Consider the following 25,488-nt stretch of genomic DNA (forward strand, 5'->3'; position numbering starts at 1 on the left):
TGCGGGACGCTCGGTATAACCACCGGCAACAAGTTCTGGTATCGGGCACGGACGGATTTCATCGAAATTCGGACTCCATTTGGAGTGATATCCCCAATTCGTGTGTGATGGTCCCTCTACCGACGGATCACTCCCTGTTTCCAGTTCACATGGGCGTTGGTTTATTACCATAGGACATCATAGGCAGAGCTGAATATTCTTCCTAGCCATACCTGTTTAAGAGTGGGTGTGGTATGAACGAGTGAACAATGAAGCGACGACAGTTCCTGCGTGGAGCCGGCGCAGGGGTCGCCGGCGCCACGCTCGCCGGCTGTGTCGGTGACGACGTGCAGAGCCTGACGGTCGACTACGCCTACTACAACCCGGTGAGTCTCGTGATCCGCGAGCACGGCTGGCTGGAGGAGGCGTTCGAGGGGACGGACACCGAGGTCGAGTGGCTGTTGAGTCTCGGCAGCAACGAGGCGAACGAGTACTCCCAGACGGGCGACGCACACGTCGCCTCGACGGCGGGCGTCGCGGCGCTGATGGCGCGGTCGAACGGGGTCCCGATTCGGACGCCGTACATCTACTCCGAGCCGGAGTGGACCGCCCTCGTGACGCTTGAAGAGAACGGGATCAGCAGCGTCGAGGACCTCGAAGGGTCCCAGGTCGCGGCCACGCGCGGCACCGACCCCTACTTCTTCCTCCTGCAGGCGCTCGACGGGGTCGGCCTGAGCGAGGACGACGTGGAGGTCGTCGACCTCCAGCATCCGGAAGGCCAGTCCTCGCTCGTGCGGGGCGACGTGGACGCGTGGGCGGGACTCGACCCGCACATGGCTGAGCTCGAACTGGAGGAGGACGGCGCGGAGCTGTTCTTCCGTGAGACGAACTACAACACGTACGGCTTCCTCAACTTCCTCGAGGAGTTCCTCGAGGACCGTCCCGAGGACGCACGGACCGTCATCGAGACGTACGAGCGCGGCCGCGAGTGGGCCATCGACAACCCGGAGGAGACCGCCGGCATCCTCGCCGCGGAGTCGGACATGTCCGAGCCGGTCGCCGAGCGCGTGTTCACGCAGCGCAACGACCTCTCCCAGCCGGTTCCCGGCGACGACCACCGCGACCTGCTCGGTGACCTCGCGCCCATCCTGGAGCGCGAGGGACTCGTCGCGGGCGACGCGGATCCGCACGGCGCGGTCGACGAGCTGATCGACGACGGGTTCGCCTCCGAGGTGGTGTGACGTGGCGACGACGGGGGAATCGTACACGGTCGGCGGCGTCGGCCTCCCATCGGCCAACCGCTTCCGGTGGCTGCTCGGACTGGTCGTCCCCGCGCTCCTCGTGGTCGTCTGGCACCTGCTCGTGGCGACCGGCGTGTTCGCACCACACCAGCTTCCAGAGCCCGCCCGCGTCGTCGGCACCCTGTACGGGATGGCGGTCACCGGCGAGCTGTGGGGTCACATCGCGATCACGCTTCAGCGCGTGTTCCTCGGCGTGGTCGTCGGGGTCGCCGTCGGCATCGTCTTCGGCACGCTCGCGGGCTACTTCCGGCTGGCGAGCGACCTGGTCGACCCGCTGTTCCAGTCGATGAAGAACATCCCGTCGCTGGCGTGGGTGCCGCTGTTCCTGCTGTGGTTCGGCATCGGCGAGAGCGCGAAGGTGCTGTTGATCGCCGTCGGCGCGTTCTTCCCGGTCTACCTCAACCTCTCGACAGGCATCGCCGGCATCGATGAGGACCTGCTGGAGGTGGCTGAGGTGTACGACCTGAATCGGGTGGAGGAGCTCCGTCGCATCGTGCTTCCCGCCGCGCTCCCGAGTCTGCTCGTGGGAATCCGTGGCGGCGTCGGGCTGGCGTGGATGTTCGTGGTCGCCGCCGAGCTGATCGCCGCCAGCCAGGGGATCGGGTTCCTGATGAGCGACGGGCGCACGCTGGCGCGGCCGGACATCATCATCGGCTCGATCCTGCTGTTCGCGTTCCTCGGCAACCTGTCGGACCTCGCGGTCAAGGAGGTGGAGAGTCGTGTCGTCGGCTGGTGAGGGGACTGACGGCGGGGTCCACGACGGCGCCCCCGCGCTCTCCGTCTCGGGGCTGACGAAGCGCTACGGCGACACCGTGGCGCTGTCCGAGGTCGACCTCTCCGTGGCGGACGGCGAGTTCGTCACCGTGGTCGGTCCCTCCGGCTGCGGGAAGTCCACGCTGCTCCGCGTGGTGACCGGATTGGAGGAGACGTTCGAGGGACGCGCGGAGGTCGGCGGCGAGGACGTTCGCGATGCAGGGAGCGACGGCGTCGGCATGGTGTTTCAGGAGCCGCGGCTGCTCCCGTGGGCCGACGTGCGCGAGAACGTCGCCGTCGGACTCCCCGCGGGCGTCGACCGCGACGATCCCGACGCGGCCGAACGGATCGACGACCTGATCGAGACGGTCGGACTGGCGGGCTTCGAGGAGCACCGGCCCGGCGGGCTCTCGGGCGGGATGGCCCAGCGCGTCTCGCTGGCCCGCGGCCTCGCCTACGAGCCGGAGCTGCTCCTGCTCGACGAGCCGTTCTCCGCGCTCGACCAGCTCACGAAGTACGAACAGCAGGACAACTTACTCGACGTGTGGGACGCACAGGGCGCGACCGTGATGCTCGTCACCCACGACGTGGAGGAGGCGGCGTACCTCTCGGACCGCGTCGTGGTGCTCGGCGGCCAGCCCGGCACCGTTGCGGAAGTGATCGATGTTGATGTCGATCGTCCGCGTGAGCGCACCGACGAGGCGCTCGTCGAGATTCGCGAGCGGATCACGGACGCGCTCGGCGTCTGAGCGCGGGCGCGGGATCGTGCGGGAGCGACCCGGCCCGAACGACTTTTTAACAGCCGGGCAACGTGGAGGTATGGTCGAGATCCGAACGCGCGACGACGTCGAACTGGAGGCGCCGGTGCTCGTCGAGGGGCTGCCGGGCGTCGGGCTGGCGGGGAAGATCGCCGCCGACCACCTGATCGAGGAGCTGGAGATGGTCGAGTACGGCGAGATCGTCAACGAGGGACTGCCGCCCGTCACCGTCTTCGAGGACGACGACCGCGGGGTCAAATCGCCGATCCGGCTGTTCGCCGCGCCGGACGCGAACCTGCTCGTCCTTCAGAGCGCCGTGCCCATCGAGGCGATGGAGGCCACGCCCTTGGTCGAGACGTTCACGGAGTGGATCGCGGACCACGGCGTGACGCCCGTCTACCTCGCCGGTGTCGCCGAGGAGCGTGAGCCCGGCGTCGTCCCGGACGTGTATGGCATCGCCACCGGTGACGCCGGCGCGCGCCTCGACGAGGCCGAAATCCCGCCGCCGCACCTCACGGGGATGATACAGGGACCGGGCGGCGCGTTCCTCAACGAGGCGAAGGAGCGTGAGATCGACGCCGTCGGCCTCCTCGTGGAGTCGGATCCGCGCTTCCCGGACCCGCAGGGGGCCCGCCAGCTGATCGACGAGGGGATCGCCCCGCTCGCCGGCGTCGACGTGGACACGAGCCGGCTGGACGAGGAGGCCGAGGAGATCGTCGACCAGCGCGAGGAGCTGATGGCCCAGCTCCAGCGGGCCGCCGAGGAGGGCCAGCAGGTGTCCACCCGCGGGATGTTCCAGTAGGGGACGGAGAGGGGGCACGCCGGTGCGACGCCCCTTTAGGCGCGGCCGGCGGATGAGGAGTGTGGCCCCAACTCCCGAGGACGTACGCGCGGCGTGGGCGGACCGGTCCGGCGAGTACTCGCCGGCGTACTACGCCCACCGCGGTCCCGACGCAACCAGCGACGCGATCCGTCGCCGGTGTGAGCGCGTGGTCGGGACTGACGCGCGCGTGCTCGAACTGGGCTGTTCGTCCGGGCGACACCTCGCACACCTCCACAACGGGGGGTTTCGCCGCCTCGAAGGCGTCGAGGTGAACCCGGACGCCGTCGACGTGATGGGCGAGGTGTATCCGGCGCTCGCCGAGACGGCGATCATCCACGAGACGACGATGGAGGCAGCGCTTCCCGAGTTCGCGGACGACGCGTTCGACGCGGTGTACTCGGTCGAGACGCTCCAGCACGTCCATCCGGACACGGCGTGGGTGTTCGACGAGGTGGCGCGCGTGACCGACGACCTCCTCATCACGGCGGAGATAGAAAACGAGGGCGACGGCGCGCTCGGCGTGCCGCCGGAGGTGAACGCCGAGGAGGAGGCCGCCGGCATCGACCCCGACCCCGCCGTCGCGGACGCCGGCTCCGGCGTGAACCACGTCGCGGAGGACCTGCCGCTGTACTACCGGAACTGGAAGCAGGTGTTTGTCCCGCGCGGCTTCGAGCAGGTCGGCGTCGAGACGACACGCCGTGACACCGTCCGCGCGTTCCGGCCGACGGACCGCTGATTCTCACGCCGCAACCGGAACTCTCGGTGTCAAACGATGTAGGACGGGTCCTCGCCGTCACACGACTCCTCGTGTGACTCCGCCTCCTCGCGGTCGCTGAACAGGAGCCCGCAGACCTCACAGGCGAACCAGGTCATGTCGTCTCGCTGGGTCGTTTCCACCATGCGTACAAGTGACATCCACGCGCTCCGTGAAAACGGTTGCCGCCGCAGCGTCGGCGTTCCACGCCAGCCGCCGGTTTCGGAGGTGGACGGATCGGGCGATCCGACCGTGCCGGACAACCCTAAAGAGCCGCCGGCGAGAACGGGGGCGTATGAACGCCTCCACGGGCGTGACGCTCACGGTCCGCGCCGCCGAGAAGCGCGACGCCGGCCGGGGCATCGCCCGACTGCCAGAGGGAGCCCGACAGCGACTCGGCCTCCTCAGCGGCGACACCGTCCGAATCGAGGGCGACCGCGCGGCGGTCGCGAAAGTGTGGCCCGGCGGGGCCGACGCCAGCGAGGGCTCCGTGCTGATCGACGCCGACACGCGGGCGAACGCCGGCGTGAAAGTGGGTGACACGGTTCGGGTCTCACCCGTCGACGTGGCGGACGCCGACCGGGTCACGCTCGCGGCACCAGCCGAGCTCGCCACCGTCGACGTGAGCCAGGACGCCGTCGAGCGCGCGCTCGCCCGCGACCTCCGCGACCGGCCCCTCGCCGAGGGGGAGGCCGTCCACGTCGAGCGCCTGGGTGGGATCCGGTTCGTCGTCACCACCACGGAGCCGTCCGGAACCGTCCGCGTCACCGACGCCACCGACGTGGGGGTCGTCTATGGCGGGGGCGGGTCGAACGGCGACGCGACCGCCGTCGGGAACACGGTCGAGGACGCGGGGTCGGGGGGGAGAGACGGTCGAACCGGACCGAGGGAAAGTGGCGCCTCGGGCGGCCGGACCACTCCCGGAACCGACAGCCGGCCGAAATCCGCCGAGGACGGCGACCACCCCACGCCGCCGGAGGACCACGCCGCGGGCGCCACCTACGAGGACATCGGCGGGCTTGACGAGGAGCTCGAACTGGTGCGTGAGACGATCGAGCTCCCGCTCTCCGAGCCGGAGGTGTTCACCCGGCTCGGCATCGACCCGCCGAAGGGCGTCCTGCTGTACGGGCCGCCGGGAACCGGAAAGACGCTGATCGCGCGCGCCGTCGCCAACGAGGTGGACGCGACGTTCCTCACGGTCGATGGCCCGGAGATCATGTCGAAGTACAAAGGCGAGTCCGAAGAGCGGCTGCGCGAGGTGTTCGAGCGCGCGGCCGAGGAGTCACCGGCGATCATCTTCTTCGACGAGATCGACTCCATCGCGGGCAAGCGTGACGACGGCGGCGACGTGGAGAACCGCGTCGTCGGCCAGCTGCTCTCGCTGATGGACGGGCTCGACGCCCGCGGCGACGTGATCGTCATCGGCGCCACCAACCGCGTCGACTCGCTCGACCCGGCGCTCCGCCGTGGCGGGCGATTCGACCGCGAGATCGAGATCGGCGTCCCCGGCGAGGCGGGTCGTCGGCAGATCCTCGACGTGCACACCCGCCGGATGCCGCTGGCAGAGGACGTGGACTTGGACCGGATCGCGAGCCGGACCCACGGCTTCGTCGGCGCCGACATCGAGGGGCTCGCACAGGAGGCGGCGCTTACGGCGCTTCGGCGGGCCCGTGAGAGCGACGCCCGCGCGCTCGCCGACGTGACGGTGACGCGGGCGGACTTCGAGGCGGCCCACGCCGCCGTCGAGCCGAGCGCGATGCGCGAGTACGTCGCCGAGCAGCCGACCACCGATTACGACGACGTGGGCGGGCTCCCGGAGGCGAAGGAGAAGCTGGAGCGCGCCGTCACCTGGCCGCTGTCGTACGGCCCGCTGTTCGACGCCGCGGACGCGGACCCCCCGACTGGCGTGCTGTTGCACGGCCCCCCCGGGACCGGGAAGACGCTGCTGGCGCGCGCCATCGCCGGCGAGAGCGGCGTCAACTTCATCCAGGTGGCCGGCCCGGAGCTGCTCGACCGGTACGTCGGGGAGTCCGAGAAGGCTGTCAGAGAGTTGTTCGACCGCGCCCGACAGGCGGCGCCCGTCATCGTCTTCTTCGACGAGATCGACGCGGTCGCGACCGACCGGGACGCCGCGGGCGCGGGCGATTCCGGCGTCGGCGAACGGGTGGTCTCACAGCTGCTCACCGAGCTGGACCGTGCGAGCGACAACCCGAACCTGGTGGTGCTCGCGGCGACGAACCGGCGGGACGCGCTCGACCCCGCGCTCCTCCGTCCGGGCCGGCTGGAGACCCACGTCGAGGTGCCGGAGCCGGACCGCGACGCCCGACTGAAGATCCTCGAAGTCCACACCCGGGGCAAGCCGCTCACGGACGATGTGGACCTCGACGCGCTGGGCGACGAGACGGAGGGCTTCTCGGGGGCGGAGATCGCTGCCGTGACTCGGGAAGCCGCCCTCACCGCCATCGAACGGGTTGCCGACGAACACGGCGAGGCCGCCAACGACCACGCCGACGAGGTTGGGCTGTCCCACGCCGACTTCGAGGCCGCCGTCGAAACGGTGGCCAGCTCGAAGCGCTGAGGCGGTCGGGGCGTGGTGGGTGGATGCCCCTCGACGACGGGGAACCGGCCACATCGACTTTTAGGCGGGCGGACGTGACTCGTGGCAATGACCGAGCGGATCGTCATCATGGGCGCCGCGGGACGGGACTTCCACGACTTCAACGTCGCCTTCCGCGGACGGGACGACGTTCGGGTGGTCGCGTTCACCCGCGCCCCGGGCCAGAACCTCGGGGAGGCCGACGGCGAGGGGCTCCGGCGGTATCCCGCCGCGCTGGCGGGTGACGAGTATCCCGACGGGATCCCGATCGTGCCGGAGGTCGAGCTGGCGGCCGTGGTTCGCGGCGACCACGAGGCGGGCGGCGAGGCAGGTGGCGAGGCGGGCGCCGACCGCGTCGTCTTCTCGTACTCCGACGTGTCTCACGAACACGTCATGCACGCCGGATCCAGGGCAATGGCGGCCGGGGCGGATTTCGGCGTCATCGGCCCGGACCGGATGCAGCTCGCCGCGGACGTGCCGGTGGTGGCGGTCAACGCCGTCCGGACCGGCTGCGGGAAGTCGGCGCTCGCCCGCGATCTCGCGGACGCGCTCGGCGACCGCGGTTGCGACGTGGCGGTGATCCGCGAGCCGATGCCGTACGGTGACCTCGCCGAGAAACGCGTCCAGCGCTTCGCCACGATGGACGACATCGACGACGCGGATCTCACGCTGGAGGAACGCGAGGAGTTCGAGTGGCACGTCGAGGCGGGCCACGCGGTGTACGCCGGCGTGGACTACGCCGACGTGCTCGCGGCAGCCACCGAGAACGCCGATATCGTGGTGTGGGACGGTGGCAACAACGAGCTGGCGTTCGTGGAGCCGGACGTTCACCTCGTAATCGCCGATCCGACTCGACCGGGACACGAACACCGGTATCATCCCGGAGAAACCAACCTCCGGCGGGCTGACGCGGTGCGGCTAACGAAGGTCGACGCCGCCGACCCCGACGACGTGGCCGCCGTCCGCGAACGGGTCCACGAGCTCTCGCCGCCCGAGACGCCGGTCCACCGCGCCGCGGCCGTCGTCACGGTACCGGACCCGGAGGTCGTCGCCGGCAATCGGGTGCTCGCACTGGAGGACGGGCCCACCGTGACGCACGGCGGCGCCGACCACGGGGCGGCGACGGTCGCGGCACACCGCTACGGCGCTTCCGAGCGCGTCGACCCACGCCCCCACGCTGTCGGCTCCGTCGCGGAGACGCTTGCGGAACACGACCACCTCGACCGCGTGCTCCCGGCGATGGGGTACACGGACGAGCAGGTCGCCGAACTGGAGGCAACGATCACGGCCTGTGATCCGGACCTCGTACTCGCGGGGACGCCCTGTGACGTGTCGCGGGTGCTCGACGTGGACGTGCCCGTCGTGGACGTGCAGTACCGGTTCGAGCCGCTGGACTGGTCCGTCGAGGCGTTCCTCGACGACCATGCGGGAACGCTCGGCCTCGACTGACGTGGTGGCGGGCCGCCCCTGCGCCGTCGCCGAACCCGGCAGTGCACCGTCGCCGAACCCGGCAGTGCACCGTCGTCGCACGACCGGTTGACATGGAGTGTGACGTGGGCGCCCGCGTGCGCGTGCGTCGCCTTTTTAAGCGGTCACTGTGTACGGTCGGTAAGTTCTATGCCAGAGGAGAGTGAATACGGAGCAGGCCAGATCCAGGTTCTGGAGGGTCTGCAGGCCGTACGCAAACGCCCGGCGATGTACATCGGGTCCACGGACGACCGTGGGCTCCACCATCTCGTCTATGAAGTCGTCGACAACTCCATTGACGAGGCGCTCGCCGGCCACTGTTCGGCGATCGAGGTGCGTATCCACGACGACGGCTCCGTCTCCGTGAGCGACGACGGACGCGGCATCCCCGTCGACACCCACGAGGAGTACGACCGACCCGCCCTCGAAGTGATCATGACCGTCCTCCACGCGGGCGGCAAGTTCGATTCAAAGTCCTACCAGGTGTCGGGCGGACTCCACGGCGTCGGGGTCAGCGTCGTCAACGCCCTCTCGGAAACCCTGAAGGTCGAGGTCAAACGCGACGGCGGCGTCTACCGCCACCAGTTCGACCGCGGGGAGCCCGTCGAGGACGCCTTCGAGCGCGTCCGCGACATGGAGCCCGACGAGTCGACGGGCACCCACATTCGCTTTTGGCCCGACGAGGAGATCTTCGAGACCACCGACTTCGCCTTCTCGACGCTGGCGAACCGCCTGCGCGAGCTGGCGTTTCTCAACTCCGGGGTCAAAGTCGAGCTCGTCGACGAGCGCCCCGAGGAGAAGGAGTCCGAGACGTTCCGCTACGACGGCGGCATCAAGGAGTTCGTCGAGTACCTCAACGAGACGCGCACGCCGATCCACGACGAGGTCATCTACTTCGAGGACGAGCAGGACGACATCCACGTGGAGGTCGCCATGCAGGCGACCGAGGAGCTGCAGGGCTCCGTCCACGCGTTCGCCAACAATATCAACACCCGCGAGGGCGGCACGCACCTCACCGGGTTTAAAACGGCGCTGACCCGGACGGTCAACGACTACGCCAACTCACACGACCTGATCAGCGACCTCGACGCCAATCTTAAAGGCGAGGACGTGCGCGAGGGGCTGACGGCGGTCATCTCCGTCAAACACCCCGATCCGCAGTTCGAGGGGCAGACGAAGACGAAGCTCGGCAACTCGGAGGTGCGCGGCATCGTCGAGTCCGCCACCCACGAGAAGCTCGGCACGTTCTTCGAGGAGAACCCGGAGACGGCCCGGAAGGTCGTCCACAAGGCGGCCGAGGCCGCCCGCGCCCGCAAGGCGGCCAAGAAGGCCGAGGAGCTCACCCGCCGGAAGTCCGCGCTGGAGTCGACGGCGCTGCCCGGCAAGCTGGCCGACTGTCAGACGCGCGACCCTGACGAGGCGGAGCTGTTCGTGGTGGAGGGCGATTCCGCCGGCGGCTCCGCAAAGCAGGGCCGCGACCGACACAACCAGGCGATCCTCCCGCTCAAGGGGAAGATCCTCAACGTGGAGAAACACCGTCTGGACCGCATCCTCGAGAACGACGAGATCCGCGCGCTGATCACGGCGATCGGCGCCGGGATCGGCGAGGAGTTCGACATCGACGAGGTGCGCTACCACAAGATCATCCTGATGACCGATGCCGACGTGGACGGCGCACACATCCGGACCCTCCTGTTGACGCTCCTCTACCGCCACATGAAGCCGCTCATCGAGTCGGGCTACGTGTACGCGGCCCAGCCGCCGCTGTACCGCGTCCGCTACAAGGGCGAGACGTACGACGCGATGACGGAAGCGGAACGCGACCGCATCGTCGAGGAGAAGTGCGACGGCAATCCCGACCAGGTCCAGCGGTTCAAAGGACTTGGCGAGATGAACCCCGACCAGCTGTGGGAGACGACGATGGACCCGGAGAACCGCATTCTCAAGCAGATCACGATCGAGGACGCGGCGGCCGCCGACCGCATGTTCAACGTGCTGATGGGTGACGCCGTCGAGCCGCGCAAGCAGTTCATCAAAGAGCACGCGACCGAAGCCGAGTGGGTGGACATCTGATGAGCAGCGACCAACCGAATCCGAACGACGCACCGGCCGCACAGGTGAAGACCGCGCGCATCGAAGACGAGATGGAGCAGTCGTACATCGACTACGCGATGTCCGTCATCGCGGGTCGTGCGCTGCCCGACGTGCGCGACGGGCTCAAACCCGTCCACCGCCGGATCCTCTATGCGATGCAGGAGGCCGGCGTGACGAGCAACGCCAGCCACCGCAAGTCCTCCTCCATCGTGGGCGAGACGATGGGTGATTACCACCCGCACGGCGACAGCGCCATCTACGACGCCTTAGCGCGCATGTCCCAGGACTTCTCGATGCGCTACCCGCTCGTCGACGGGCAGGGGAACTTCGGCTCCGTCGACGGCGACCCGCCGGCGGCGATGCGGTACACGGAGGCGCGCATGGCGCCCATCGCCGAGGAGCTCATGGCCGACATCGAGCGCGACACGGTCGACTTCCAGTCCAACTACGACGACCGGCTCGAGGAGCCCGAGGTGCTGCCGTCGGCGTTCCCGAACCTGCTCGTCAACGGCTCGTCGGGGATCGCCGTCGGGATGTCGACGAACATCCCGCCGCACAACCTCGGCGAGGTGATCGACGCGACCGTCGAGCTGATCGAGAACCCGAACTGCGAGATCGCCGACCTGATGGAGCACGTCAAGGGGCCGGACTTCCCGACGGGCGCCAACATCGTCGGCCGCAACGCGGTCCACAAGGCGTACAAGACCGGCCGCGGTCGGGTCCGCGTCCGCGCGGAGTTCGAGGTCGACGAGGAGGAGGGCCGGATCGTCATCTCGGAGCTCCCCTACCAGCAGAACAAGTCTCGGCTCGTCGAGCGTATTGCCGACGACGTGAACGAGGGGAAGATCGAGGGGATTCGCGACCTCCGTGACGAGTCCGACCGCGACGGGATCCGCGTCGTCGTCGAGCTCAAACGCGACGCGATGGCGGAGGTCGTCAAGAACCAGCTGCTGGAGAGCCACTTGGAGCGCACCTTCGGCGTGATCAACCTCGCGCTCGTCGACGGCGCACCGCAGGTGCTCGACCTCAAGGAGACGCTCGAACACTACGTCGAGCACCGACGTGAGGTCGTGCGCCGGCGCTCGGAACACGAGCTCGGCGAGAAGGAGGACCGCGCGCACATCCTCGAAGGGCGCCTGAAGGCGCTCGAACAGGTGGACGACGTGGTCGAGACCATCCAGGACTCCGAGGACCGCGACGCCGCGCGCGCGGCGCTGCAGGCGGAGTACGAGTTCAGCGAGGCACAGGCCGAGCACATCGTCCGGATGCAGCTCGGGTCGCTCACCTCCCTGGAGACCCAGGAGATCGAGTCGGAGTACGAGTCGGTCACCGACCGCATCGAGCGGCTGGAGACGATTCTCGACGACACCGACGAGCTCGACGCCGTCATCGTCGAGGAGCTGCAAGAGATCAAAGCGGAGTACGGCGACGAGCGCCGTACCTCCTTCATCGAGGACACCGGAACCGTCACCCACGAGGACCTGATTCCGGAGGAGGAGTGTGTCGTCGTCATGAGCGAGGACGACTACATCAAGCGGATGTCGCTGGACACGTTCCGCGCACAGAACCGCGGCGGAAAGGGGATCATCGGGACGGATCTGAAGGAGGGCGACCGGGTGTCGTCGGTGTTCGCGGCGAACTCCCACGACTACCTGCTCGTGTTCACCAACGAGGGGCAGATCTACGAGCTGAAGACGTACGAGATCCCGGAGATGTCCCGGACGGCTCGCGGGAAGTCGGCCGTCAACCTGCTCGACCTGTCCGACGACGAGGAGATCGAGGCGGTCGTCAACACCGAGGATCTCGGCGACGACGCCTACCTCACGATGGTCACCCGCGACGGCTACATCAAGCGGACCGCCTTTGCGGAGTTCGGAAACATCATGTCGACCGGGATCCGCGCGATCCGCCTGAACGACGGCGACCAGCTCGTCGACGTGGAGGTGACCGACGGCGAGACGGAGATCGTCATCGGGAGCCGCGACGGGATGGCGATCCGGTTCGACGAGGACGAGGTGCGGCCGATGGGCCGGACCGCCCGCGGGGTCTACGGCATCGACCTGCGGGAGGGCGACGCGGTCGCCGGCGTGGCGGCCATCGACACGGACCGTCACAACTGGGTGCTCACCGTCACCGAGAACGGCTACGGGAAGCGCTCGGACCTCGACGAGTACCGGCCGCAGTCCCGCAACGGGATGGGGCTCGTCGACATCAAAACCGGCGACCGCAACAGCGAGGTCGTCGCCATCGAGGCGGTCACGCACGGCGACCACCTGCTGGCGATGAGCGCCGGCGGCCAGATCATGCGCACCCCCGTCGAGGGGATCTCGACGGTCGGGCGCAACACGATGGGCGTCATCGTGATGGACCTGGAGGGCCGCGACGAGGTCGCCTCCGTCGACATCGTGCCGGAGGCGGCCACGGGAGACGGTGAGGACGCGAGCGAGCTCGGCGAGGTCGCGGCCGAACGCGACGACGCACCCGGGACGAGCGACAACACAGCCGACGACGCGTCGGAGTAGCGGCTTCGGTCGACCGCGGGCGTCCGCCGGCGGCGCTCCGTCACCGACACGCCGGCGTCATCCCGGCGTCGGCGATTCCACCCTCGCCGAACGTTTCAGTATTCTTTTATTCTCTGCCAAACAGGTGGCGGAAACTTCTTTCACCGACACCATCGTCCCGTCCGACGAGATGGTATCCGATCGGATCACACGACGGCAGGCGCTGGCGGGAACCGGCGCGGTTCTCGGCGGCGGCGTGCTCGCGGCAGGTGTCACGGCCAGCTCGACCGACGCGCTGTCGTTCGGCGGCGACTGGCACGAGGCGGAGACGCCGACGACCGAGCAGCTTCACGACGTGGTACACGCCGAGGCGGGCGCAGTCGCCGCCGGCGAGGAGGGCGTCGTGCTCCGCCGTGAGGGCGGCGAGTGGCGGACCGTGACCGAGGAAGGCCCTTCGGGCGACGGCAACGACCTGTTCGCGGCCGGCGTCAGCGACGACGGCGAGCGCGTGTGGGTGGCCGGCGCCTCGGGAGCGGTCGGCGCCTACGACGGCTCCGGGGCTGGCGAGAACTACTCCGAGTTCGAGGACTACACTGGCAACGTCAACGCGGTCGCGGTGGCGGGTGACGCCGGCGCGGAGACGGTGCTGCTCGTCGACGACGCCGGCGTCGCCCACCGCAGCGAGGACGGCGGCGAGACGTGGTCGTCGACGACGCCCGGCTCGGGGTCGACGCTCCCGGCGGTCGACTTCCACGAGGGCACCGACGGTCACGCCGTCGACACCGACCAGACGGCCTTCGCGGTGCACGAGGGAACGTTCGAGACGATCGGGATCGAGGACGAGGACGACGCCTTCTACGGCGTCTCCTCGAACGCGCCCGACGACGCGTGGGTCGTCGGCGAGCGCGGCTTCGCGGGGCGGTACGACGGCGACAGCTGGACGGTCGACGACCTCGGCGATGTCGAACTCCGGGACGTGGATGCCGCCGACGAGGGGTACGCCGTCGGCTCGGGCGGCACCGTGTTCGCCTACGACGGAACGTGGCACGAGGGCGATTCGCCGACCGACGAGGACCTCTACGCGGTGGCGACCGGTGACGGTGGAGTGTTGGGAATCGGCGCGGACGCCGAGCTCGCCGTCGGGGACAGCGGGACCGTGATCGAGCGGGACTGACGGCGGAGCCTGCGAGGGCGGTGGGTGAGGGTGCGCGGCGTCCCGCGCGGATGACCGGCGAGCGACCGCCACCACTCTCCCACGATCGTTCGAGAAAGTTACTTACGGTCTCCGCCAAAATCCCCGGGCGAAATGGACGCACACGAGGGGATCGACGAGGTCGTCCACGAGCCGAGCCAGGCGTTCGTCGAGTCGACGAACGTCCGGCAGTTCATGGAGACGTACGGGATCGACGACTACGAGTCGCTGATCGAGCGCACGACGACCGAGCTGCCTGACGAGCCGGAATCGGGCGTCGACTGGTTCTGGGACGAGGTCGTCGACTACCTCGACATCGACTTCTACACCGACTACGACACCGTGCGCAACGACAGCGAGGGCCCCCAGTTCACCGACTGGTATCCGGGCGGCGAGCTCAACATCGCGCACAACGTGGTCGACCGCCACGCCGCCGTCGACTCGCCGAACCGCAATCGGGTGGCGCTGGTGTGGGAGGGCGAACCCGGCGACGTGCGCGAGCTCACCTACCACGAGCTCGCCCGCGAGAGCAACCGCGTCGCCAACTATCTGGAGTCCGCGGGAGTGGAGACGGGCGACACCGTCGGGCTCTACCTCCCGATGGTGCCCGAGGTCGTCCCGATCCTCTACGGCTGTCTGAAGGTCGGGGCGATCGCCGTCCCCATCTTCTCCGGATTCGGCACCGAGGCGACAGCAACGCGCATCGACGACGCGGAGTGCTCGGTGCTGTTCACGGGTGACGGCTTCTACCGCCGCGGCGGCGAGATCCGACTGAAAAGCGACGCCGACGACGCGATCGCCGAGGCGGGCCACGTCGAGGAGGTCGTCGTCTACGACCGGCTCGGGGCGACGCCCGATTCGGATCCCGACCCCGGCGAGGCGGTTCCGTGGGACGCCGAGCGCGACACGACGTACGCCTCGGCCGTCGGCACGCAGTCGCCCGACTATCGGACGAAGCGCGTGCCGGCCGACCAGGAGTCGATGCTGCTCTACTCCTCCGGGACGACCGGGAAGCCGAAGGGGATCGTCCACACCCACGCCGGCGTGCAGGTGCAGTGTGCCAAGGAGATCCACTTCGGCTTCGACCAGAAGCCCCACGACCGGTTCTTCTGGGTGTCCGACATCGGCTGGATGATGGGGCCGTGGACGCTCATCGGGAACCACACCTTCGGCGGCACCGTCTTCATGTACGAGGGCGCGCCCGACCACCCGGAGCCCGACCGCTTCTGGGAGATGATCGACCGCCACAACCTCACCGTCTTCGGCATCTCGCCGACGGCGATCCGCGCGCTCCGCAAGCACGGCGACGAGTGGCTGGAGGGGCACGACCTCTCCAGTCTCCGGATCCTGGGGTCGACGGGTGAGCCGTGGGATCCCAAATCCTGGCTGTGGTTCTACGAGCACGTCGGCGCCGGCGAGTGTCCCATCATCAACATCTCCGGCGGCACGGAGATCTGTGGCTGTTTCCTGATGCCGATGCCCTCGGAGCCGCTCAAACCCTGCACCCTCGGCGGCCCTGGGCTCGGGATGGACATCGACATCGTCGACGAGGCAGGGGACTCCGTGAAGGAGGCCGGCGAGCGCGGCTTCCTCGTCGCGCGCGACTCCTGCCCGTCGATGACCAAGAGCCTCTGGTCGGGCGACGAACGCTACCTGAACGAGTACTGGTCCACCTTCGAGGACCTGTGGGACCACGGCGACTTCGCCCAGAAGGACGACGACGGCTTCTGGTTCCTCCACGGCCGCGCGGACGACGCCTTAAATGTCGCCGGCCGGAAGGTCGGCCCGGCCGAGATCGAGGGCGTCCTCATCGACCACGACGCCGTCAACCAGGCGGCCGTCATCGGCGTCCCGGACGACACGACGGGGACCGCCGTCGTCGCCTACGTCGTGTTGGAGCCCGGCGTCGAGCCGAGCGACGAGCTCCGCGAGGAGCTCCGTGCGCTCGTCGGCGAGGAACACGGCAAGCCGTTCCGCCCCCGAGAGCTGCTGTTCGTCGAGGAGTTCCCGAAGACCCAGTCCGGGAAGATCATCCGGCGGGCGCTGGAGGCGGTGTATCAGGGCGAGGACCCCGGCGACCTCTCCTCGATGGAGAACCCCGAGGCGCTGGAGAAGCTGAAGAACGCCTCTTAAAAGGAGTGTAGTGGAGTGGGGCGTTGCGGTGGTGTCTCCGGCGCTCCTTTTTAAGGGGTTGGCGTCGTGAGCAGCCGGCGAACGCCTGCAAAGTCCCTGTCGGCTCCTTATAAGTGGTTAGTGGTGTGAGTGCGACGGCGACCACGGAGAACACGACCGCCAAAGCCCCAGCCGGCTCCGGTCGAGGGTTCCGGAAGACGATCCGGCTCGCTGCTCACGGCTTCGCCGTTCGCTATCGAGAGCTCCCTCCGGTCGCTCTCGCATTGCTCGCGGGCTGCGACTTCCGTCGTCCCGCTCGCAGGCTCGCGGGACGCTCGCTGTCGTCCGAAAATCGGAGATTTTCGTGATGACGAGAGAGCTGCGCTCTCTCGAACCACGCGCTCAAAAGGCCTCTCCACACCGCCCGGCTTTTTGAGTGCTTGCGTCGCCCGTCGTCCCGGACCACGGGCGAGACGGTCCGAGGGACCGACTCGCTGTTTCCCGCCTGCGGCGGGAACGGCTGCCCCTTTGAGTCCACCCCGCAGCGCACAGCGACCGTACCTCACGCCTCCCCAGCCTCGGCAGACAGGCGCCGGCGGGAAACCGCTCCGCCGGCGCCTGCTGCCTCCCTCGCGCGCCGACGAGCGCCCGCTGGGCGCTCGCCGGGCGCCTCGCGTCGGCTTCGCCGCCGCGGCCCGCCGGCGCGGGGCGCCGGCGACGCCACCGCAACCGCAATCTGTGTAAATCGCCGTATAAGGAGTTCTCACCGGCCCTCTCCACTTATAAGCCGTCACCCGTCACTCCACCAGTCGGCCGGCGAGCGCCACGCAGCCGGCGCCGGCGACGCCCGACAGGCCGAGTCCGAGGAACGCAAGGTCGTAGCTGCCGGCGGTCTCGAAGACGTAGCCCGCAAGGGGCGGCGAGAGGAGCCCGCTGACCGCGAAGGAGACGGACATCACGGCAAAGAGGGTGTTGAGGTGGGCGTCGCCGAACAGGTCCGCGACCTGCGGGCCAAGGAGGCCGCCGGACCCCCCGTATCCCACGCCGAAGACGACGGCGAGCGCGAGCAGCGCGGTGCCCCCGGGTACGGCGGGGATGCCGGCGACGGCGGCGCCCATCGCGACCGCGGAGACGACGAACGTCCGGGTGCGGCCGAGTCTGTCCGAGAGCGCGCCAATGCCGAGTCGGGACGCCGTGGTCGTGATCCCGACGACGGTGATGACCAGCACGCCCGTCGAGCGCCCGATCCCGGACTCCGCGGCGTGGACGACGATGTGGCTCATCAAGGCGTACATCGGCGCGAACGCCAACGTCCACCCCAGAAACACCAGCACGAACGGCAGCGACCGCACGATCTCGCGCGGCGAGCGTTCGGGAGCGGTCGTCGCGGGCTCGCCGTCGTCGGGCTGCGAGTCGCCATCCGCCTCGCTCTCCCCGCTCTCCTCGCGTTCCCCGAACTCCACCGACGTGTCGGCGCCCACGTCGCTCGGGTCGTCGGCGAACAACAGGGCCACCACCCCCGCGAGCAATCCGACGCCACCGGCGACCGCGAGCATCGCCGTGCGCCACCCCATCGCGTCGATCAGGAGGTCGGCGCCCGGCGGGACCACGACGAGCCCGACGCCGAGGCCGGCGGAGGCGAACCCGGCGGCGGTCCCGCGTCGTCGCTCGAACCAGAGCGGTACGGTGGCGTAGCCCACGACGTACAGCCCCGCCATGCCGAGTGCCGCCACCACGCCGAACGCGACGAGCAGTTCGGGAAACGAGCGCGCCGCCGCCGACCACGCCAACCCGCCCGCGAGCAGCACCGCCGAGAGAGCCGCCACGCGGCGTCCGCCGATCCGGTCGACGAGCCGGCCCGCGGCCACGCCGCCGAGGTAGATGAGCGCGGTCTGGAGGCCGAACGCCGTCGCGACGGCCGTGCGGCTCACCGCGAACTCGTCGATGAACGCGTCGTAGAACACGCCGAAGGCGTACGTCGTCCCGAACACCGCCATCGACGCCAGCAGGCAGGCGAACGCGACCACCCACCCGTAGTAGATGCGGTTGGCCAGCGCGCGACGAAGCACCATCGCCTACAGTGGGACCTCCGACGGCCGTAGCCGTTGGGGTTCCGGAACGCTGGCCGGGGTTCCCCCCTGCTCGCCGCGGTCGTCGACCACCGCGAGGTCGCCGCGCCTCTCGTCGTCGGGGTTGGGAGGCGCTGCCCCCGCGAGCACGCTGGCGCCGCCGACCGAAAGCGGGGCGACAACGCCCGCGACGACCGCCCGCGGATCGGCGAACGTCGTTCGGAGGACGACCCGGCTCTCGGGGCCGATATCGTACTCCGCCGCAACATTCCCGGCGGCGTCGAGAACCGCGCCGTGTGCGTGTTCGGTCCCGTCCGCTCCCACGAGCGCCGGGTCGTCCGGTGTGGTGCCCGCCGGCGGCATCCCGGGGTTCTCGCTCCACAGTTCCTGTTCCCAGTGGGTCGTCTCCGCCTGTTCGGGCGGTCCCCCAAAAACCGCGAGATTGGTGCCCGGCGGCGGGGAGAGCGCGGGCTCGTCGGCAACCGGTGCGACCACCAGTCGGTCGCCCGCCTCGATGCCCGTAGCGGGATCGAAGCGCACATGGGCGCCGAGTCCGGCCGCCCCTAAAAAGGCGAGAAGGGGATGTAAGCCGGGAACCGGCACCACGGCGACGGTCGCGCCCGCGCGCACCCCCAGATGCCGGCAGACGTTCGCGGCCTTGTAGGCGTTCGTGATCAGCTGGTGGTAGCTCCGCTCGCGACCGTCGGCAGTCTCGACGGCGATGTCGCGCGTCCGCCGATCGCGCGCGAGCAGGTCGCCCAGCACGTCCATGTCCGCCACTCCGGGCGAACGCGGCTTAAAAAGTCCGGAGTCGGTGAGTCCCGGACCGCGTCAGGGCGCGCCGACGGCGACCAGCAGCGAGTCGTCCGCCTCGAAGGAGAGTTCGCGGGAGTCCTCGGCGTCGACGCGCACGGCGTCGCCCGCCGACAGCGACAGCGTGTCGTCCTCGACGGTGAGCGTCGCCTCGCCGTCGATCAGGAGGTACACCTCCTCCTGGCCGTCCTCGGAGTGGTCGTGTTCGAGGCCGTCCCAGCCGGCGTCCGCCTCGATCACGGTGACGCCGGCGTTCTCGCAGTCGAGCGCGTCACGGAGGAAGTGCATGCCCGGCGCGCGCGGCTCTACGTCGGTGTAGGTGACCTCGTCGTAACCCATACGGGAACGGTGGACCGCCGGCCTCCTAAATCCGGTGGCGGCGAACCCGTCGGTGCGACGGGAGCGCCGGTGGTCGCTGAATCACCGATGCCACGGACGCGCTGCTAATTCGGGACGCGGGAGAATACCTCGCTGTGCCGGTAGCAGACCCGGAAAGCACTAAAACGAGCTCTTCAGCTTCTCGAAGAAGCCGCCGCCCACGTCGATCTCCTCGCCGCCGGCCTCCGCGAACGCCTCCAGCGCCTCCCGCTGTTCGTCGTTGAGCTTCTCGGGGACCACAACGGCCACCTGCACGTAGAGGTCACCGTGCCCGCGCCGCTGGAGCCGCGGCATCCCCTTGTCTTTCAGCCGGAACGTCTCGCCACTTTGGGTGCCGGCGGGCACGTCCATCTCGACGGTGCCGTCGAGCGTGTCGACCTCGATGGTGTCCCCGAAGACCGCCTGCGGGAAGGAGACGGCCTCGTTCACGTGGAGGTCGTCGCCGTCGCGCTCGAACCGGTCGCCGACGTCCACGTCGACCTCGATGAGGAGGTCGCCGTTGGGGCCGCCGTTCTCGCCGGGTGCGCCCTCGCCCCCCATCCGGAGGCTCTGTCCCGACCGGATGCCGGCGGGAACCTCCACGGAGAGCGTCGCCTCCTCGCGAACGGTGCCGTCGCCGCCACAGGACGCACAGTCCTCGCTGTACGTCTCGCCGGTGCCCTCACACCGCGGACACGTCGACGTCTGCTGGACCCGTCCGAGCGGCGTCTGCTGGACCTGGCGAACCTGTCCCTGCCCGTTACACTGCCGGCAGGTGTTCACGTCGGCGTCCGGCGGGTGCCCCGCGCCGTCACACTCCTCACAGGTCGTCGGCCGGGTAAGCGTCACCTCCTTGGTCGTCCCCTCGTACGCCTCCGAGAGGTCGACGCTGAGAGCCGTTCGGAGGTCGCGGCCCTTCTGTGGCCGGTTGCCCCCGCCCCGACCGCCGCCACCGCCGCCGAAGAACTGGTTGAAGATGTCCTCGAAGCCGCCGGCGCCCCCGGCGCCCCCGAAGGGGCCGCCCGCGCCGCCGGGTCCACCCCCGCCGGTGCCGCCGCGCTTGTCCGCCTCGGTGAAGCGGTCGTGACCCAGCTGGTCGTACTGCTGGCGCTTCTGCTCGTCGGTCAACACCGACTTCGCCTTCTGGATCTTCTTGAACTTCTCCTCGGCGTCGGGCTCGTCGCTGACGTCGGGGTGGTATTTGGCGGCCTTCTTGCGGTACGCCTGCTGTATTTCGTCCTCGTCGGCGTCCCGCGAAACCCCAAGGACATCGTAGAAGTCTTCGCTCATGCGTTACGTGCTGTTGTATCGTCGTTTGTCGGTCGATTCTTTAAAAAGTGGTCGGCGTCGACGGGTTACTTCTCGTCGCTTTCGCCGTCGCCGCCGTCGCCGCCGTCGCCGCCGTCCTCGACGTCCTCGAAGTCGGCGTCGACGTACTCCTCGTCGTCGCCGTCCGCGCCCGTGGCGCCTGCACCGGGACCGCCGGCGCCGCCCATACCGCCCATGCCACCGGGACCTGCACCACCGGGGCCTGCGCCGCCGGCACCGCCGGGACCGGCCTGTGCGGCCTGCTCCTGGTACATCTGCTTGCCGATCTCCTGCAGCTGCTCCGTGAGCGCCTCGGTGACGGACTCCAGCTCCTCGGTTTCGGCATCCTCGTCCTCAAGCGTCTCCTCGACGTCCTCGATGGCCGACTCGATGTCGGCAACGAGGTCGTCGTCAACGTTCTCCTCGTTCTCCTCAAGGAGGGTCTCGGCGCGCTGGATCGCCGTCTCGGCCTCGTTTCGGGCCTCGATCCGCTCGCGGCGTGCCTCGTCCTCCTCTTTGTGCTGTTCGGCCTCCTCCTGCATCTCCTCGATCTCCTCGTCGGAGAGGCCGACGCCACCCTCGATGGTGATCGACTCGGCGTTGCCCGAGCCCTGGTCCTCGGCCTCGACGTTGACGATGCCGTTCTCGTCGATGTTGAACGACACCTCGATCTGCGGGGTGCCCGCGGGCGCCGGCGGGATGCCGGTGAGCTGGAACGCGCCGAGCAGCTCGTTCTCCTCGGCAATCTCGCGTTCACCCTGGAAGACGCGAACGTTGACGGACGTCTGGTTGTCCGCCGCCGTCGTGAACACCTTCGACTCCTCCGTCGGAATCGTGGTGTTCTTGTCGATGAGCCGCTCGAACAGCCCACCCTTCACCTCGATACCGAGCGAGAGCGGGGTCACGTCGAGCAGCACGATGTCGTCGACGTCGCCGGAGAGCACGCCGCCCTGCACGGCCGCGCCGAGCGCGACCGCCTCGTCCGGGTTGACGTTCTTCTTCGGCTCCTGACCGACGAGATCCTCGACCTTCTCCTGAACCTGCGGCATCCGCGTGGAGCCGCCGACGAGGATGACCTCGTCGATGTCGGATTTCGCGTAGTCGGCGTCGTCGAGCGCCTGCTCGGTCGGCTCGACCGTCCGCTCGATAAGGTCCTTGGTGAGCTTTTCGAAGGTCGCTCGCGTGATCGACTGTTCGAGGTGGACCGGACCGGAGTCGGTCGCCGTAATAAACGGGAGGTTGACCGTGGTCTCCTTCTTGTTGGAGAGCTCGATCTTCGCCTCCTCGGCGGCGTCCTTCAGCCGCTGGAGCGCCTGCCGGTCCTCACGGAGGTCGATGCCGTGGTTGTTCTCGAACTCCTCGGCCAGGTGGTCGATGAGCGCCTCGTCCCAGTCGTCGCCGCCGAGGTCGTTGTCCCCGTTCGTGGCGACGACCTCGTAGACGCCGCCGCCCAGGTCGAGCACGCTCACGTCGAACGTGCCGCCACCGAGGTCGTAGACGAGCACCGTCTGGTTCGACTCGTCGTCGAGCCCGTACGCCATGGAGGCCGCCGTCGGCTCGTTGACGATGCGCTCGACCTCGAAGCCGGCGATCTCGCCGGCGTCCTTCGTCGCCTGTCGCTGTTTGTCGTTGAAGTAGGCGGGGACCGTGATGACCGCCTTCTCCACGTCGTCGCCGAGGTACTCCTCGGCGTCGCGTTTGATCTTCTGGAGGATCATCGCCGAGATCTGCTCGGGCGTGTACTCCTCGTCGTCGACCTCCACCGTGTAGCCGTCCTCACCCATGTGCCGCTTGATCGACTGGATCGTGCGGTCGGGGTTCTGGACGGCCTGGTTCTTCGCCGGCTTGCCAACGAGGCGCTCGCCGTCGTCGGAGAACGCGACGACGGAGGGCGTCGTCCGGTCGCCTTCGGCATTGGCGATGATCTCGGGCTCGTCGCCCTCCATCACCGCGAACGCGGAGTTGGTGGTACCGAGGTCGATACCGAGGATCTTGTTGCTCGCCATCTTACCCAAACGTACCGGCTTGTGTCGGTTAAAGGTTACTAGATAGGCCGTCACATGCCATCTGCTTATCGGGCCGCAGTCATGCGATTTTCTCGATCCTGAAAGGGGTGTCGGTCGGAGTATTTATACCGATCCGCTATCTCAGTCGGGAGCCGGCGTCTTGCGGATTGCGCCGGCGACCGGCTCAGTCCGCTTCCCCACCGACCACGGGCACGGCGACCGTCAGGGGGGGGTCCGTGTTCGCGGTCGAAAGACTGCAGGTCATTGAAACGGTCCGTCAAAAAACGAAGTCGGCGATACGGTCGCGGTTGCTCGCCAGCTACTCCAGGTCGAAGCGGTCGAGCCGCATGACCTTCGTCCAGGCGTCGACGAAGTCCTCGACGAACTTCTCCTCGCTCTCGTCGGCGCCGTACACTTCGGAGACGGCGCGGAGCCGCGAGTTCGAGCCGAACAGCAGGTCGAAGCGGGTCGCCTCGTACTCGACCTCGCCGGTGTCGCGGTCGACTCCCTCGAAGACGAGCTCGTCGTCCGAGACCGGCTCCCACTCGTGGTCCATCGTCAGCAGGTTGCTGAAGAAGTCGTTGGTGAGCGCGCCGGGCTCGTCCGTGAAGACGCCGCGGTCGGTGTCCTCGTAGGTGGCGCCGAGCGCGCGCATCCCGCCGACGAGCACCGTCATCTCGTCGACCGTCAGGCTCAGCAGCTCGGACTTGTCGACGAGCCGCTCCTCGGGGAGCATGTCGTCGTTTGCGGGGTCGCCGAGGTAGTTGCGGAAGCCGTCCGCCTTCGGCTCCAGCACCTCGAACGACTCCACGTCGGTCTGCTCCTGACTGGCGTCGGTGCGACCGGGCTCGAACGGCACGGTCACGTCGTAGCCGGCGTCCGCCGCCGCCTCCTCGATGGCGGCCGCGCCGCCGAGCACGATGAGGTCGGCAAGCGAGATCTGCACGTCGTCGTCACGCGAGTCGTTGAACTCGGCCTGGATCTCCTCCAGCGTGTCGAGGATCGCGGCGAGCTCCTCCGGCTCGTTCGCCTCCCACTCGCGGTGCGGGCGCAGTCGGATGCGGGCGCCGTTGGCGCCGCCGCGCTTGTCGCTGTCGCGGTACGTGGACGCGGACGCCCACGCGGTCTTCACGAGCTGGGCGCGGGAGAGCTCCGAGTCGAGCAGCTCCGACTTGAGCTCGGCGACCTCCGCGTCGCCGACGAACTCGTAGTCGGCGTCCGGGACCGGGTCCTGCCACTCCAGCTCCTCCTCGGGAACCTCGGGGCCGAGGAGTCGCTCCTTGGGGCCCATGTCGCGGTGGATCAGCTTGTACCAGGCACGCGCGAACGCCTCCTGGAACTCGTCGGGGTTCTCCTGGAAGTTCTCGATGATCGCCCGGAACTCGTCGTCTCGCTTGAGCGCGACGTCCGTGGTGAGCATCATGGGGTCGACGCGCTCGCTCGGGTCGTGGGCGTCCGGCACGGACTCCTGGATCTCCTCGTCGACCGGCGTCCACTGCCAGGCGCCGCCGGGCCCTTTCTCGGGCTCCCACTCGTACTCCAGCAGGTTGTCGAGGAAGGAGGTGTCCCACATCGTCGGCGTCTGCGTCCAGGGCCCCTCGATGCCGCTGGTGATCGCGTCGGGGCCCTTCCCCTCGCCGAACTCGTTCTCCCAGCCGAGGTCCTGCGCGTCGATCGGGGCCTCCGCCGGCGGCTTGCCGAGGTTGTCGCCGGAGTCGGCGCCGTGCGCCTTCCCGAACGTGTGGCCGCCGGCGATGAGCGCGGCGGTCTCCTCCTCGTCCATCGCCATCCGGCTGAACGTCTGTCGGATGCGGTCGGCCGACCACTCGGGGTCCGGCTCACCCTCGGGGCCTTCGGGGTTGACGTAGATGAGCCCCATCACGCTGGCGCCGAGCGGCTCGAACAGCTGGTCGTCCTCGTCGAAGCGGTCCCACGACTCCATCTCCGTCTCGGGACCCCAGTCGATCGCCTTGTCACGCGTGTAGCCGTCCACGCGACCGCCGCCGAACCCGTACGTCTCGAACCCCATCGACTCGAGCGCGACGTTGCCGGTGAGCACGAACAGGTCGCCCCACGAGAGCTTGTTGCCGTACTTCTCCTTGACGGGCCACAGCAGGCGTCGCGCCTTGTCGAGGTTGGCGTTGTCGGGCCAGCTGTTGGTCGGCGCCAGCCGCTGGGCGCCCTCGGAGGCGCCGCCGCGACCGTCGACCGTGCGGTAGGTGCCGGCGGCGTGCCACGCCATCCGGATGAACAGCGGACCGTAGTGGCCGTAGTCGGCGGGCCACCACTCCTTCGAGTCCGTCATCACGTCCTCGATGTCAGCCTTCACCTCGTCGAGGTCGAGCGTTTGGAACGCCGCCGCGTAATCAAACTCCTCGCCCATCGGGTCGTCAGGGCGGGCGTTATAGTCCAGGGCTTCCAGGTTGAGTTCGTCGGGCCAGAACTCGTAGTCGGAACCAGGCATCATCGAACGATTGTGTCGTTCGGATATTAAAATTGCCTACTTGAGGAAGGAACTCTCGCGGCATCCCAAGAAATCTGTCGTGGTCGTGAAACTCGACTTCTTCCCGGGACGGCTGCGACCGTCAGTACGGCGGGGCCACCC

At 68.8% G+C, this 25,488-nt stretch carries 18 protein-coding genes; 11 read left to right on the top strand and 7 right to left on the bottom strand.

The features are described from left to right. The first annotated feature begins 248 nt into the window (after positions 1-248). From ACYQ07_RS01990 to ACYQ07_RS02010, 5 genes are all read left to right on the top strand, one after another. On the top strand, positions 249-1,220 hold the full coding sequence (locus ACYQ07_RS01990) for an aliphatic sulfonate ABC transporter substrate-binding protein (RefSeq protein WP_459876644.1): 972 nt from the start codon (positions 249-251) through the stop codon (positions 1,218-1,220). A gap of 1 nt (position 1,221) precedes the next feature. Then, positions 1,222-2,016, top strand: a complete 795-nt coding sequence (locus ACYQ07_RS01995; protein WP_459876647.1) for an ABC transporter permease — start codon at positions 1,222-1,224, stop codon at positions 2,014-2,016. Further along, entirely contained in the window at positions 2,000-2,782 is a 783-nt protein-coding gene (locus ACYQ07_RS02000; RefSeq protein ID WP_459876650.1) for an ABC transporter ATP-binding protein, read from the top strand. The genes ACYQ07_RS01995 and ACYQ07_RS02000 overlap by 17 nt, the downstream gene beginning before the upstream one ends. Before the next feature lie 70 nt (positions 2,783-2,852). Next, entirely contained in the window at positions 2,853-3,593 is a 741-nt protein-coding gene (locus tag ACYQ07_RS02005) for a proteasome assembly chaperone family protein (protein WP_459876653.1), read from the top strand. Between the two features lie 52 nt (positions 3,594-3,645). Continuing rightward, positions 3,646-4,350, top strand: coding sequence for a class I SAM-dependent methyltransferase (locus ACYQ07_RS02010; protein WP_459876656.1), 705 nt, complete (start codon positions 3,646-3,648; stop codon positions 4,348-4,350). 29 nt (positions 4,351-4,379) lie between these two features. Here the strand turns inward: ACYQ07_RS02010 and ACYQ07_RS02015 are convergent, their stop codons facing one another. Further along, positions 4,380-4,514 carry a DUF7128 family protein gene (locus ACYQ07_RS02015; protein WP_459876659.1) on the bottom strand — a complete coding sequence of 45 codons (135 nt, stop codon included), beginning with the start codon at positions 4,512-4,514 and terminating at the stop codon, positions 4,380-4,382. 149 nt (positions 4,515-4,663) lie between these two features. Here ACYQ07_RS02015 and ACYQ07_RS02020 point away from each other — a divergent pair, with 149 nt between their 5' ends. The 6 genes from ACYQ07_RS02020 to ACYQ07_RS02045 all read left to right on the top strand — a co-directional run bounded on the left by ACYQ07_RS02020 (position 4,664) and on the right by ACYQ07_RS02045 (position 16,351). Further along, positions 4,664-6,946, top strand: coding sequence for an AAA family ATPase (locus ACYQ07_RS02020; RefSeq protein WP_459876662.1), 2,283 nt, complete (start codon positions 4,664-4,666; stop codon positions 6,944-6,946). An 87-nt stretch (positions 6,947-7,033) separates the two neighbouring features. Then, the gene (locus ACYQ07_RS02025; RefSeq protein WP_459876665.1) at positions 7,034-8,413 is read left to right on the top strand and encodes a GTPase; all 1,380 of its coding nucleotides are present in this window, start codon (positions 7,034-7,036) and stop codon (positions 8,411-8,413) included. 168 nt (positions 8,414-8,581) lie between these two features. Then, entirely contained in the window at positions 8,582-10,504 is a 1,923-nt protein-coding gene (gene gyrB, locus ACYQ07_RS02030) for a DNA topoisomerase (ATP-hydrolyzing) subunit B (protein ID WP_459876667.1), read from the top strand. Then, positions 10,504-13,047 carry a DNA gyrase subunit A gene (gene gyrA / locus ACYQ07_RS02035; protein ID WP_459876670.1) on the top strand — a complete coding sequence of 848 codons (2,544 nt, stop codon included), beginning with the start codon at positions 10,504-10,506 and terminating at the stop codon, positions 13,045-13,047. Before gyrB ends, gyrA begins: the two co-directional genes overlap by 1 nt. A 124-nt stretch (positions 13,048-13,171) precedes the next feature. Next, a complete protein-coding gene (locus ACYQ07_RS02040; RefSeq protein ID WP_459876673.1) occupies positions 13,172-14,200 on the top strand; it encodes a beta propeller repeat protein in 1,029 nt (342 codons plus the stop codon). A gap of 132 nt (positions 14,201-14,332) precedes the next feature. Further along, entirely contained in the window at positions 14,333-16,351 is a 2,019-nt protein-coding gene (locus ACYQ07_RS02045) for an AMP-binding protein (protein WP_459876677.1), read from the top strand. A 776-nt stretch (positions 16,352-17,127) separates the two neighbouring features. Here the strand turns inward: ACYQ07_RS02045 and ACYQ07_RS02050 are convergent. The 6 genes from ACYQ07_RS02050 to katG all read right to left on the bottom strand — a co-directional run bounded on the left by ACYQ07_RS02050 (position 17,128) and on the right by katG (position 25,347). Further along, a complete protein-coding gene (locus tag ACYQ07_RS02050; RefSeq protein ID WP_459876680.1) occupies positions 17,128-18,402 on the bottom strand; it encodes an MFS transporter in 1,275 nt (424 codons plus the stop codon). A 3-nt stretch (positions 18,403-18,405) separates the two neighbouring features. Further along, positions 18,406-19,170 carry an acyl-CoA synthetase family protein gene (locus ACYQ07_RS02055; protein WP_459876683.1) on the bottom strand — a complete coding sequence of 255 codons (765 nt, stop codon included), beginning with the start codon at positions 19,168-19,170 and terminating at the stop codon, positions 18,406-18,408. Between the two features lie 60 nt (positions 19,171-19,230). Further along, positions 19,231-19,551, bottom strand: coding sequence for a cupin domain-containing protein (locus tag ACYQ07_RS02060; RefSeq protein ID WP_459876686.1), 321 nt, complete (start codon positions 19,549-19,551; stop codon positions 19,231-19,233). A 159-nt stretch (positions 19,552-19,710) separates the two neighbouring features. Next, positions 19,711-20,859 (bottom strand): molecular chaperone DnaJ, encoded by a 1,149-nt coding sequence (gene dnaJ, locus ACYQ07_RS02065; RefSeq protein WP_459876689.1) that lies wholly within the window; start codon positions 20,857-20,859, stop codon positions 19,711-19,713. A 65-nt stretch (positions 20,860-20,924) separates the two neighbouring features. Then, complete coding sequence (gene dnaK / locus ACYQ07_RS02070; protein WP_459876691.1) at positions 20,925-22,883, bottom strand: molecular chaperone DnaK; 1,959 nt, start codon at positions 22,881-22,883, stop codon at positions 20,925-20,927. A 319-nt stretch (positions 22,884-23,202) separates the two neighbouring features. After that, positions 23,203-25,347, bottom strand: a complete 2,145-nt coding sequence (gene katG / locus ACYQ07_RS02075; RefSeq protein ID WP_459876694.1) for a catalase/peroxidase HPI — start codon at positions 25,345-25,347, stop codon at positions 23,203-23,205. Positions 25,348-25,488: the final 141 nt, after the last annotated feature.

The organism is Halorubrum gandharaense, assembly GCF_054654575.1.

Coding starts and splice junctions, on each gene's coding strand:
- gyrB (WP_459876667.1), top strand. CDS start 8,582: ATGCCAGAGGAGAGTGAATACGGAGCAGGCCAGATCCAGGTTCTGGAG.
- ACYQ07_RS02025 (WP_459876665.1), top strand. CDS start 7,034: ATGACCGAGCGGATCGTCATCATGGGCGCCGCGGGACGGGACTTCCAC.
- ACYQ07_RS02045 (WP_459876677.1), top strand. CDS start 14,333: ATGGACGCACACGAGGGGATCGACGAGGTCGTCCACGAGCCGAGCCAG.
- ACYQ07_RS02050 (WP_459876680.1), bottom strand. CDS start 18,402: ATGGTGCTTCGTCGCGCGCTGGCCAACCGCATCTACTACGGGTGGGTG.
- dnaK (WP_459876691.1), bottom strand. CDS start 22,883: ATGGCGAGCAACAAGATCCTCGGTATCGACCTCGGTACCACCAACTCC.
- ACYQ07_RS02015 (WP_459876659.1), bottom strand. CDS start 4,514: ATGGTGGAAACGACCCAGCGAGACGACATGACCTGGTTCGCCTGTGAG.
- gyrA (WP_459876670.1), top strand. CDS start 10,504: ATGAGCAGCGACCAACCGAATCCGAACGACGCACCGGCCGCACAGGTG.
- ACYQ07_RS02060 (WP_459876686.1), bottom strand. CDS start 19,551: ATGGGTTACGACGAGGTCACCTACACCGACGTAGAGCCGCGCGCGCCG.
- ACYQ07_RS01990 (WP_459876644.1), top strand. CDS start 249: ATGAAGCGACGACAGTTCCTGCGTGGAGCCGGCGCAGGGGTCGCCGGC.
- ACYQ07_RS02055 (WP_459876683.1), bottom strand. CDS start 19,170: ATGGACGTGCTGGGCGACCTGCTCGCGCGCGATCGGCGGACGCGCGAC.
- dnaJ (WP_459876689.1), bottom strand. CDS start 20,859: ATGAGCGAAGACTTCTACGATGTCCTTGGGGTTTCGCGGGACGCCGAC.
- ACYQ07_RS02010 (WP_459876656.1), top strand. CDS start 3,646: ATGAGGAGTGTGGCCCCAACTCCCGAGGACGTACGCGCGGCGTGGGCG.
- ACYQ07_RS02005 (WP_459876653.1), top strand. CDS start 2,853: ATGGTCGAGATCCGAACGCGCGACGACGTCGAACTGGAGGCGCCGGTG.
- ACYQ07_RS02020 (WP_459876662.1), top strand. CDS start 4,664: ATGAACGCCTCCACGGGCGTGACGCTCACGGTCCGCGCCGCCGAGAAG.
- katG (WP_459876694.1), bottom strand. CDS start 25,347: ATGCCTGGTTCCGACTACGAGTTCTGGCCCGACGAACTCAACCTGGAA.